8 protein-coding genes are annotated in these 12,491 nt (G+C 45.7%); 1 reads left to right on the forward strand and 7 read right to left on the reverse strand.

Features of this window, described 5'->3' with window-relative positions:
• The 6 genes from D8872_RS10945 to proB form a co-directional block, all read right to left on the reverse strand.
• The coding region (locus D8872_RS10945) for a GbpC/Spa domain-containing protein (RefSeq protein WP_125390574.1) at positions 1 to 4,302 on the reverse strand (4,302 nt) is incomplete at its 3' end.
• Positions 4,303 to 4,586: 284 nt separating this feature from the next.
• Positions 4,587 to 5,465, reverse strand: a complete 879-nt coding sequence (gene truB, locus D8872_RS08155; RefSeq protein ID WP_125390575.1) for a tRNA pseudouridine(55) synthase TruB — start codon at positions 5,463 to 5,465, stop codon at positions 4,587 to 4,589.
• An 11-nt stretch (positions 5,466 to 5,476) separates the two neighbouring features.
• Positions 5,477 to 6,748 carry a DUF2130 domain-containing protein gene (locus D8872_RS08160; RefSeq protein ID WP_125390576.1) on the reverse strand — a complete coding sequence of 424 codons (1,272 nt, stop codon included), beginning with the start codon at positions 6,746 to 6,748 and terminating at the stop codon, positions 5,477 to 5,479.
• A 236-nt stretch (positions 6,749 to 6,984) separates the two neighbouring features.
• A complete protein-coding gene (gene proC / locus D8872_RS08165; protein ID WP_125390577.1) occupies positions 6,985 to 7,785 on the reverse strand; it encodes a pyrroline-5-carboxylate reductase in 801 nt (266 codons plus the stop codon).
• A 2-nt stretch (positions 7,786 to 7,787) separates the two neighbouring features.
• A complete protein-coding gene (locus D8872_RS08170) occupies positions 7,788 to 9,050 on the reverse strand; it encodes a glutamate-5-semialdehyde dehydrogenase (RefSeq protein WP_125390578.1) in 1,263 nt (420 codons plus the stop codon).
• A gap of 96 nt (positions 9,051 to 9,146) precedes the next feature.
• Entirely contained in the window at positions 9,147 to 10,256 is a 1,110-nt protein-coding gene (gene proB, locus D8872_RS08175; protein ID WP_125390579.1) for a glutamate 5-kinase, read from the reverse strand.
• Between the two features lie 137 nt (positions 10,257 to 10,393).
• Between proB and D8872_RS08180 the strand changes: the two genes are divergently transcribed.
• Positions 10,394 to 11,209, forward strand: a complete 816-nt coding sequence (locus D8872_RS08180; RefSeq protein ID WP_125390580.1) for a Cof-type HAD-IIB family hydrolase — start codon at positions 10,394 to 10,396, stop codon at positions 11,207 to 11,209.
• A 117-nt stretch (positions 11,210 to 11,326) separates the two neighbouring features.
• On the opposite strand, the gene D8872_RS08185 is transcribed toward D8872_RS08180, so the two are convergent.
• Positions 11,327 to 12,478 (reverse strand): iron-containing alcohol dehydrogenase, encoded by a 1,152-nt coding sequence (locus D8872_RS08185; protein ID WP_125390581.1) that lies wholly within the window; start codon positions 12,476 to 12,478, stop codon positions 11,327 to 11,329.
• Positions 12,479 to 12,491 lie beyond the last annotated feature (13 nt).

Here is a 12,491-nt window from a genome sequence, read left to right on the forward strand (position 1 = left end):
GTTCTTATCAAGACCAACTTTAACAGTGTGCGTGCCGTTGTTATTATCGACAACTTGGGCTAATGATGGCTTACCATCTTCTCCTTTAGCACCAGTTGCACCTGTTGCGCCAGTGGCTCCAGTTTCACCTTTATCACCCTTAGCTCCGGTTGCACCTGTGGCACCAGTAGCACCGGTTGCGCCAGCTTTTCCATCCTTACCATCTTTGATGATTGTAGATGATGTTACTTCGTCTGGATCAAGCTCACCGTTACCGTTCTTATCAAGACCGACTTGAACTGTGTGTGTGCCATTGTTATTGTCAATAACTTTAGCTAGTGGAGATTTTCCATCCTTACCGTCTTTGACGATTGTTGAAGATGTTACTTCATCTGGATCCAACTGGCCGTTGCCGTTCTTATCAAGACCAACTTTAACAGTATGAGTACCGTCGTTGTTGTCTACGACTTGAGCCAATGATGGCTTACCATCTTCACCTTTTGCACCTGTAGCTCCAGTTTCACCTTTATCGCCTTTAGCTCCGGTCGCACCTGTAGCACCGGTTGCGCCAGCTTTTCCATCTTTGACGATAGTTGAAGATGTTACTTCATCTGGATCAAGCTCACCATTACCGTTCTTATCAAGACCGACTTGAACTGTGTGTGTGCCATTATTATTGTCGACAACTTTAGCTAGTGGAGATTTTCCATCCTTACCGTCTTTGACGATTGTTGAAGATGTTACTTCATCTGGATCCAACTGGCCGTTGCCGTTCTTATCAAGACCAACTTTAACAGTGTGTGTACCGTCGTTGTTGTCTACGACTTGAGCCAATGATGGCTTGCCATCTTCACCTTTGGCACCTGTTGCACCTGTTGCGCCTGTTTCACCTTTATCGCCCTTAGCTCCTGTCGCGCCTGTTGCTCCAGTAGCACCGGTTGCGCCAGCTTTTCCATCCTTACCATCTTTGATGATTGTAGATGATGTTACTTCGTCTGGATCAAGCTCACCGTTACCGTTCTTATCAAGACCGACTTGAACTGTGTGTGTGCCATTGTTATTGTCGACAACTTTAGCTAGTGGAGATTTTCCATCCTTACCGTCTTTGACGATTGTTGAAGATGTTACTTCATCTGGATCCAACTGGCCGTTGCCGTTCTTATCAAGACCAACTTTAACTGTGTGTGTACCGTCGTTGTTGTCTACGACTTGCGCCAATGATGGCTTGCCGTCTTCACCTTTATCACCTTTAGCTCCGGTCGCTCCGGTTGCTCCAGTTTCACCTTTATCGCCTTTGGCTCCGGTCGCTCCTGTAGCTCCAGTTTCACCTTTATCACCTTTAGCTCCGGTCGCTCCTGTAGCACCTGTGGCACCTGTTGCGCCAGCTTTTCCATCCTTACCATCTTTGATGATGGTTGAAGAAGTTACTTCGTCTGGATCAAGCTCACCGTTACCATTCTTATCGAGACCGACTTGAACTGTGTGGGTACCATTGTTATTGTCTACAACCTTAGCTAGCGGAGATTTACCGTCCTTACCGTCTTTAACGATGGTAGATGAGGTTACTTCATCTGGATCCAATTGGCCGTTGCCGTTCTTATCAAGACCAACTTTAACAGTGTGAGTGCCGTTGTTATTATCGACAACTTGGGCTAATGACGGCTTACCATCTTCTCCTTTAGCGCCAGTCGCACCTGTTGCGCCTGTTTCACCTTTATCACCTTTAGCTCCGGTCGCGCCTGTGGCTCCAGTCTCTCCTTTGTCGCCTTTAGCTCCAGTGGCGCCAGTAGCGCCGGTTGCACCAGTCTCACCTTTGTCGCCTTTAGCACCAGTGGCGCCGGTCGCCCCCTTATCACCTTTGGCTCCAGTGGCTCCGGTCGCACCTGTTTCACCTTTATCGCCTTTAGCTCCGGTCGCGCCTGTGGCTCCGGTTGCGCCAGTAGCGCCCTTATCGCCTTTTGGTCCTGCTGCACCTGTGGCTCCAGTGGCGCCAGTTGCACCCTTATCACCTTTTGGTCCTGCTGCGCCTGTGGCTCCGGTGGCACCAGTTGCACCTTTATCACCTTTTGGTCCTGCTGCGCCTGTGGCTCCGGTTGCGCCCTTATCACCTTTTGGTCCTGCTGCGCCTGTGGCTCCGGTTGCGCCTGTTGCGCCCTTATCACCTTTTGGTCCTGCTGCACCTGTGGCTCCGGTTGCGCCTGTTGCACCTTTATCACCCTTAGGTCCAGTTGGTCCCGCATTACGTTTGACAACCATAATGGTATCTACAGGATCAACGTAATTGTGTCCTTTAAATCCTCTTACAGTTCCACCATTTTTAAGTGTCTCAAGCTCTTGAGCTGTAAACTTAGGATTCGGTACATCATTTAGGTTTTCTGGTTTTGGTCCTACAACAATAACTTGTCCGTCCTTACCTTGTTGGTAAACAATCTGAGAACCAGTTTGATTGTCGAAGGCGCGTTTTTGATCTGGAGTGGCATTCTCATAATCTACGACTCTGACATTATGTGGAATATCCATGACAAATCTGTCATAAGACTTTTCTGGTTCTGGTGCTGGAACTTCATTGACATATGCTGCAGGAGTATAAGACAAATTAGGGTTAGTTACGACGTTATTCGCTTTCACATTGGTATTAAATGAGAACCATTGGCGAATTGGGCGTGGCCAGTACCGACCAGGGTTAGTGGTAGCAATATCAAAGCTCAATGATGTACCACTTGTAACTTTTGCAGCACCCGCTCCCCAGAATTCATTTGGATTACCTTGTTGGTCCCATTGATATTCAGTTTGGCCTTTATAAGAGTTATTCTTACCATTTGCATAGTACCAACCATTTGCCTGTGGAACGATAGAAGAACCTACAATTTGTACATTCTGCATATTTGAGCTCAAATTACCATAAATTTCAGCGTAAATATCGTCCCCGTGGTGGTTACGTGAAGCGAAAGAAACAACACCAGGTGTTTTACCAAAGTCTACCTTAGTACCGTCCGCATAATAGAATTCCCATTCCATATGCAACTGGTTACCAGTTCCTTTACGATCATAGCTGGATCCATTCCAAACTGTCATAGTTGGGTCTTTATGGATAGCCATTACCATACTATCATCATAAGCAGAACTCTTCTTAGGAGTATATCGAGCAATAGCTTTCGTAATAGGTCGACCACCAACAGAAGAATTCTTCAACGTGTACTCTACTGTTGTGGTTCTACCAACTTGCGTATGAACCATGTAGTAACCATCTGTTTGGTCCTTGATGATTCGCTCAGCTGCTGGCTGACTCGTATCAGCTCTAGTGATGACTGCATTTGGTTGGGTCGTTGTCCCGTCTCGCCACTCACTGTAGCTTCGGCTGTCCAAAGCTTCACGAACATATTGATTTCGTGATGTGAGCGTACTGTCTTTGACGAACCAGTCTCCTTGTGCCAGCTTAATCTTAGCCGTTGCATTTGGCTCATCGGTAAATACGAAGTTCTGTGGTGCAAGCTGTTGCAAGCTTCCTTCTTTACCGGTTAATTGTTGAGCTCTTTGTTTGGCCACTAAGTAATCAGAGATTTTTTTATTCATTGCCTGAGCTTCAGTATTTTGAAGATCCGCTGCTTGACGTTCTAAGTTGCGTCTTTCTTCGTCAGTTGTTGCGGTTCCAAAATTTCTAAGCTGATTTGGTGTAACTGGCAAGTTCTCTGATGCTGCTCTATCCAACTGAGTTTTCAAAGCATTAGCTTGAACTGTAGCTAGATTACCGTCTTGGGTAACAGTATAGTCAGATCCTTGACGAGTAGCACCAGTATTTCGGAATCCTGATGTACCACTAACACTTCTGAATCCTGATGTGCCTGAACGCTTAGGTTGTGTGGCTGCATTAGTTTCAGAACTTGGTGTTTTTGCTTCTGTTTTCTCTTCTTTTGGCTCAGCCTTTTCTTCTGCTTTAGCTTCTTTCGGAGCACTTGTTTCTTCTGACTTTTCGTCTTTTGAAACAGCAGCTTCTGCTACTTTAGCTACTTCTTCAGTACTCGGTGCAGATTGTTCCTTAGCTTCAGTTGCTTGATCATTTGCACTTGATGACGCAGTATTCTTTTCAGGTTCAGCTTGTGCTTCAGTTGCCTGTTTCTCAGACTCTTTTTCATCTGAAACTCTAGCAGCTTCTGCTACTTGAGCTGCTTGGTCTTGTGCAGAAGGACTAACTTCTTGCGCACTTGCAACTCCCCCTCCTAGAAAGAAAATACTTGATCCTAGAAAAACTGAACATGCACCCCATGCTCTCGTCTTACGAATTGTAAAACGTTGCCTTTCTATTTTCTTCCAGTCTTGTCCCATGTATTGGAACCCTCCTTATTATTCTAAAATTGTCACTCTTTCAAGTGTACCATATAAGTAAGATTTAAGCAATTTTATGGCCCTTTAATTAATTAATCATTTTTAGCAAAACTGTCCAATTTTTGAGTTTTACTATTTCAAAAATTCACAGTAAATTTTATAAGTGTTTCTGATCTATTCGAACAGAATTTTTATTCATTTTAGCTCATATATTTGATTAATTATTCTAAGCATATAGAAAAATCCTGAAATTAGATTTCAGGATTTTAACATTCTCAATTTGATCAAAGAAAAACTTTTCTAGGTTTGTAGGTTTCTTCCCTTTTTTCTAAGATAGCGATAAGCTTACCTTTATGAAAACCAGCCAAGATTGTTGCCGCATTTTCAATGAAAATAAAGCGACCAAAGCGGACTTCCTCTAGCTGCTCTATCGTTAATTCAATCTTGGGTAGATCACCTGTCCCCAACTCCAGAGGCTGAAGGAATGCAAAATCCTCCACTGCTACTCGCTCCGCTATTTCATCCAAGGTCAAAGCATCATCCAAGCTCATACCTGCTGAAGAAGTCCTTGTCAGCTGGGACATGTGACTGGCAAAACCCAGCTTCGCTCCTAAATCAACAGACAGGGTTCGAACATAGGTTCCCTTGCTGCACTTGACTCGAAAACGAAAGCGGGCTTGTTCAGCTTCATAGGAAATCGGACTTGTGCGCTCGAAACTATAGATGGTTACCAGCCGCTCTGGACGCTCCACTTCTTGACCTGCACGCGCATACTCATAAAGCTTGCGACCATTGACCTTGACTGCTGAGTACATGGGCGGTATCTGGCGAATCTCACCAGTCATGGACTCCATCGCTTCATCGATGAGAGCTTCTTCTAAAAGTTCCGTCACTGGCGTCCGCTCAAGAATGTCTCCGCTGGCATCTTCTGTTGTCGTTGAGCAACCCAGCGTGATTTCACCCTCATAGATCTTGCCTTCCTCCTGCATGAACTCGACCAAACGTGTCGCCTTACCTACAGCAATCGGAAGCACCCCGACTACATCTGGATCCAAGGTCCCCCCGTGACCAATTTTCTTCGTTCCTAAAATCTTGCGCAGCTTAAATACCGCATCATGCGAAGTCATTCCCGCTTCTTTTCTTAAGTTGATAATTCCGTTCATGTCTTACTTTCTTACTTCTCCTTCAAAGCTTCAAACTTAGCTTTCATGGTGGGATTTTTGCGCGTCAGTTTCTTGACAGAGACATCGTCCAGTTTGTTGTTTGCCAAGCGCAGCTGGTTTTCAGAGGTCGTCAAGAATTTCTTGATTTCTTCCATCCGGCGGATTGCCTTGTCAATCTCCTCGATGGCCTTGCCAAAGTTGGTCGAAGCTGACTGATAGTTCTTGGCGAAAGCTACTTTAAAGGCATCCAAATCTTCCTCAAAATGCGTAATATCAATGTTTTGTTCCCGCACCAAGGCCAGCTCCTGCTTGTACTGGAGCGAGTTAAGCGCAGCATTACGCAGGAGGGTAATCATGGGGAGGAAGAACTGAGGCCGGATAACATACATCTTCTCATAGGCATAGGACACATCGACAATACCCGAATTGTAGAGCTCGCTATCAGCCTCAAGAAGTGTCACCAAAATGGCATACTCACAGCCTTTCTCCCGCCGGTCCTTATCCAGCTCTTTGAAAAAATGCTCGTTTTTCTTCTTGGTCGCTGTCTCATCGCCTTCATTTTTCATCTCAAACATTATGGAGAGGATTTCTACACCATTTTCATCCACCTCACGGTAAATGTAGTCACCCTTGCTGCCTGTTCTGGCATCATTGTCCTTGCCAAACTCCGCTCGTGGAAACATGGCCATACGGTTCTTGTTAAACTCGTACTCACAGTGCTGTTCCAAACTCTCGCCAATCATCTTAGTGGACTGCTTGGCTTTAAAATCCTTGTAGAACTCTATGGTCTCATCCTTCTGACGCAGCTCTACCTCATAGCGCTCTTTGAGAGAGGTCTGAGCCAGCGCTGCTTCCTTTTCTTGCAAGACTAGCTGATTCTTAACCTCGTCTCGCTCTTTTTCCAGCGCTGACAAGGTTTTTTGAAGTTGATTTTCATGCTCCAAGCGCAAAGTTGTCAGCTGACTTTCCAATTGATGAACTTCCTTATCCTTCTCCTGCAATTGAAGACTAGCTGCCTGCTCCGCCTCTTTCTTTGCCAATTCCTGCTGGGTCTCAAACTGAGCAATCTGACTTTGAAGATTACTAATTTCCTGCTCTTTCTGCGATAGCAGAGCTTGTTGGACATTCTGGGATTTTTGCTCTGCTAAAGCCAGTTCCTGCTCAATCCGAGCATGAACCTCCTTGTCAAACTCTGCTGTCCGAACCTGCGACAAAAGCTCACTGTACTGGCTCTCATTGACTGTAAAAACCTCCCCGCAGTTGGGGCATTTGATTTCATTCATGGGGTACCTCATTCAAGATTTTCTATATTTCATTATACCATTCTTCCCTTTAAATGAAAAACAGCAAGCCANNTGGCTTGCTGTTTGTTGAGGGAATTAATATACTTTCCCCATTATCTTCTGAAGGGTCAATAGAAATTTTTTTAGATGTTTCCTAGTTTACCCTAAAGCATGTCCACTGAAAGTTAGCTTGTTATTTCAAACCGTCAGAAATCGGTTCAAAACTGGTAAATCCTTCATTTCCCCAACTCCTGCGTCCTCTTGTAGGCAGCTTGAACGGCTGCCATGACCGTTCCTCGAAAGGCGTTTTCTTCCAGACTGGCTACCCCAGCGATGGTCGAACCAGCTGGACTGCAGACTTGATCTTTGAGCTGAGCCGGATGTTGGCCACTGACCTGACTTAGTTTAGCAGCGCCTAAAAGGGTTTGATTGGCCAGTTCAAGCGATATGTCGCGACTAAGTCCTGCTCGGACACCTGCATCCGCTAAAGCTTCTATAAAGAGATAAACGAAGGCTGGTCCACAGCCAGCAAGAGCTGTCGCCGCATCCAGCTGCTTTTCCTCCAGTTTGACCAAAAGGCCAGCTGAAGACAGAAGTTCCCGCAACATATCTTCGTCCGCTTGATTCGCTTGCTGGGATAAGGCATAGCTAATAACGCCCTCGCCAACAGCTACTGGTGTATTAGGCATGATCCGAATCCAACGATGGTGGCTAGGTGTCAATTTTTCTAACGTTCCCAAAGGCAGACCAGCAGCCATCGAAACCAGCAGAAGAGACTCCCGTTTTTCTAGAATTTCCTGATACTCAGCCAGCATGTCAGCAAATTGAGCTGGTTTGATACCCAGAAAAATCACTTCTGCCTGAGCAAAAACTTCTGCATTACTGACCGGCTGGCCACCAACTTCCGCAGCAATCTTTTCAGCCTTTTCGCGACTGCGATTAGCTAGTAGTAATTCGCTTCTATATCTTTCATCTTGGGCAACTAGGCGAGCGAGACTACCACCCATATTTCCAAGACCGATAAATCCAATTTTCATCTTTATTTCCTCACTTGACCAGTTCCTTGGATGACGTACTTATAGCTGGTCAACTCTTTCAGTCCCATAGGACCTCTGGCGTGCAATTTCTGAGTAGAAATCCCCATTTCGCAGCCAAGGCCAAATTGACCGCCATCTGTAAAGCGAGTTGAGGCATTGACATAAACTGCTGCGCTATCCACCTGCTCTGTGAAGTATGCTGCTGCTGCATCGTTCTCCGTCACAATGGCATCCGAGTGATGAGTGCTGTGAGCTTCAATATGCTCCACCGCTTCTTCCAGCGAGGAAACCAGCTTGACAGCTAAGACATAATCCAAAAATTCGGTGTCAAAATCTTTCGGTCTAGCTTGCGAGCCTGATATATACTGAGCTGCTTTCTCATCCAAACGTAATTCAACAGGGTTTTCTTGCAAAGCATCACGATCTGTCACCAGTACCTTCTGCAAACGTGGTAAAAAGTCAGCTGCAATCTCTTCATGAACCAATAGTACCTCCATGGCATTGCAGACTGAGGGGCGACTGGTCTTAGCATTCTCAATAATCGCCAAAGCCTGATCTTGGTCAGCATCCTTATCTACATAGATATGGACAATTCCGGTACCCGTCTCAATAACCGGCACAGTCGCATTTTCCACGACCGCCTGAATCAGTCCGGCACCTCCACGAGGGATGAGCAAATCCAGATAGCCCTTGGCCTTCATCATAGCCTGTGCGGAAGCCCGACTGGTATCAGAAACCAACTGGATACAATCCGGCGAAATCTTGGTCTGAGTCAAACCTTCTTTCAAAGCTATGACAATAGCTAGCGCTGTCTGATAGGCATCCTTGCCGCTTCTGAGAACGACTGCACTACCACTTTTTAGGGCAAGGGCCGCAGCGTCAGAGGTGACGTTAGGGCGACTTTCGTAGATAATGCCAATCACGCCCATAGCCACTCGCTTTTTGCTGATGACGAGGCCGTTCTCAAGCTCAGTCCTTTCCAAGACTTGCCCTACAGGATCCTCCAAGTCAATCAACTGGCGAATGCCTTCTGCCATAGCAGCAATCCGCTCCTCATCTAGATAGAGGCGGTCCAGCATGACATCTGAAATTTTACCTTTAGCCGCTGCCATATCCAGTGCACTGGCTGCTAAGATATCCGCACGAGAAAGCCAGAGCTGCTTTGCCATTTCTTCCAACGCTTTGTTTTTCTCAGCAGTCGTAGCCGTGTTGATTGATTTTTTTGACTTTCTAACAATTTCAAATAATTCTTGTGTCGAGGTCATAGCGCCTCCTTTCGTAAGATACAATAATTTATTTTTTCTATTGGCGAAGATGTTGGAGAGTTCGGGTAAAGGAAATAAGTAAGTTCCTATTTCCACTTAAAATTCAGAAAAGAGCAGTTGGAGCTCTGGAGTAATAGAAATCCAATCGTCACGATGAATCACGACTCCCTTGGGTTTGCTAGATCGAAGCATGTCCTTGAGGGCAGATTTACCAAAGCGCACGCGCCCCTTTCCTAAAATCGCACCAGTCTCCTCTTCGTACACTGTCACCGTATCTTGGTAAGAAAAATGCCCCTCTAACCTAACAATTCCTGATGCCAGAAGGCTTTTGCCATCGTAGCGCAGAGCCTGAGCCGCACCTTGATCCACATAGATAGCACCTTGGCTCTTGGCATAAAAGGCCAGCCACTGCTTTTGCGTCTTCAAGCCCTTATCCTGCGCTGAGAAAAAGCTCCCATCTCTAGTCTGGCTCGCCGCTTCCAATAAAGCATTGCTTTTTAGCGATGAGCAAATATAAACTGGTACACCAGACATGGTCGCCAAAGTCGCTGCTTTAATCTTGGTCAGCATGCCACCAGTCCCATTGCTGGAGCCCGCCCCGCCTGCCATGTCAATCAAATCGCTCGAGATCGCCTCAATTCTTTCAAGACGTTGGGCAGTTGGATCTGAAGCTGGGTTGGCCGTGTACAGCCCATCAACATCTGTCAAAAGTACCAAAAGATCCGCCTGAACCATGGCTGCCACCTGAGCACTAAGCGTGTCATTATCACCCACTTTTATCTCCTCGATAGAAACTGTGTCATTTTCATTGATAATGGGAATGGCACCCCGATTAAGGAGGACTGACAAAGCTTGGTGGGCATTTTTGTAACGTCGCTTATCCGCAAAATCATCCTGTGTCAGCAAGATCTGGGCAGACACAATCTTCTTCAAGAGTAGATTGGTTGTGTACTCCTCTAGGAGAAGGCCCTGACCAACAGCTGCCGAAGCCTGTTTATCGGCTACCTTGGTGGGGCGTTTTTTAAAGCCCAGAGAAGAAAAACCTGCTGCAATGGCTCCAGACGATACCAAAATCAACTCATGTCCAGCTTCATGCAAGACCGATAATTGATGCGTGATTTCCCGCACCTTCGCCCGCGACAGACTCCCGTCAGGATTTGTCAATGAGCTCGTTCCAACTTTAAATACAATACGCTTTGCTTTCATAGCTTCTCTTTTCCTTACTAGATTTTCTTATTATACCATAAGGACAGGAAAATTAAAAAAACAATCTTTCCCCATTTCTGCTCTCCTAGCAATAGAAAATATGCTATAATATTCACAAATACTATTGGAGAAAAACTATGATTAAACTAATTGCCCTTGATATGGATGGAACCCTGCTAACTGAGGAAAAAAAGATTCCTCAAGCTCATATTGATGCCATCCACCAAGCTATCCAAGCTGGAGTCAAGCTGGTCCTCTGTACAGGTAGACCGCTCGTGGGTGTCAAGCCCTACTATCAGGAGTTGGGCTTGGAGAATGAGAATGAATATGTCATCGTAGACAATGGCTGCGCTATCCATCAGACTAGCGATTGGCAGGTCGTCGACTGGCAAGAATTAAATCCAGATGACATTCGCTACCTCTACAGTTTGGCCGAGCAGAGCCAAGCACAGTTGACCTTGTTTGATGAAGAGCATTACTTCGTCGTGGGAGAAAAAGCCAGCAAAATTGTGACAGATGATGCGGCTCTTGTCTTTACGACTCCTACTGAAATCAGCCTTGAGGAAGCTTGCAGCGGCCAGCATCGAATGTTTCAAGCTATGTTTCTAGGAAATCCTGAGCAGGTAGATGATTTTGAGAACAAGTTCGCACAAGAACTCTGCCAACGATTCAGTGGCGTCCGTTCCCAGCCTGTCATCTACGAGGCGATGCCAAAAGGTGTTACCAAAGCCTTTGCCCTAGAATGTCTAGCGCAACGCCTAGAGATCAAGCCTGAGGAAATCATGGCACTGGGCGATGCTAATAACGATATTGAAATGCTGCAGTTTGCTGGCTTGGGCGTTGCCATGGGAAATGCTAGCCAACATGTCAAAAACTTGGCCGACTATGTGACAGATAGCAATGAAGAAAATGGCGTCGCCACAGCTATTGCTAAGTTTATTTTAGAGCACTAATCCTGTACGACCATCCTATTTCCATAAATTAAAAAGACAGTTGTAGGAGAGAGAGAGCAACTGTCTTTTTTTGATATAAATCAACTAAGTTTAGAGAGTGAACTGTTTTCCTCTGGCTTAAAACAATTCTTTGTATAAAGCAATGGTTTCTTCCAAAGTCGGCATGAAAGGATTGCCCGGTGCGCAAGCATCAATCAAGGCATTCTTAGAAAGGTATTCAAAGTCAAAGTCCTTTTCTTCAATACCAAGTTCGGTCAATTTCTTAGGAATACCGACCGTTTCGGACAAGGTTTCGATTTCTGAAATGGCATATGCTGCACACTCTTCATCAGTCTTGCCTTCGGTATGCAAGCCTAAAGCTTTAGCTACATTTCTAAAGGCTGCTGGCACACGTTTGGCATTTTCACGCTCAACTACTGGCAGGAGCATAGCACAGCAAACGCCATGAGGCAAATGATAGACCGCACCTAGCTGGTGAGCCATCGAATGCACGTAGCCCAGACCTGCGTTGTTAAAGGACATGCCGCCGAGGAAAATAGCATTGACCATAGCTTCACGTGCTTCTATATCATGGCCATTAGCGACTGCTCGCGGCAAATATTCCTTAATCAACTCAATGGCACCAATAGACAACTTCTTGGTCACGCCATAAGCACCAGGAGTTACCAAGGCCTCAACAGCATGAGTCAAAGCATCCATCCCGGTTGCTGCTGTTAAATTAGCTGGTTTGGAAACCATGAGCTCTGGGTCATTGACAGAGATGAGAGCCAGACTATTTTTATCAACCATCACCATCTTAACCTTACGTTCTTCATCCGTGATAACATAGTTGATAGTGATTTCAGCAGAAGTCCCTGCCGTGGTGTTGATGGCTACAACTGGCAGACCCTTTTCTTTAGACTTGTGAAGCCCTTCGTAATCCTGCGGCTTGCCTCCATTTGTCGCCATGATGGAAATACAGCTAGCAGCATCCTGAGGTGAGCCACCGCCGACACTGATGATAAAATCACAGTCATTTTCTTGAAGAGTAGCTAAGCCATCGTAGACATTCTTACAAGATGGATTTGGGTCTACATCTTCAAAAACCACATATTCAATGCCTTCTGCTTCTAGCGGATTGATGACTTTTGGTAAAATGTCACTGGATGCAATGTAGTGGTCTGTAACGATCAGAGCTTTCTTGAAGCCCAGCTCTTTGACATGACCGCCAAATTCATTAATGACACCCTTACCAATCAAATTGACTGATGGAACGTAGAAAACTGACATAATGATTTCCTCC

Source organism: Streptococcus cristatus, assembly GCF_003943815.1.
Taxonomy (GTDB): Bacteria; Bacillota; Bacilli; order Lactobacillales; family Streptococcaceae; genus Streptococcus; species Streptococcus cristatus_F.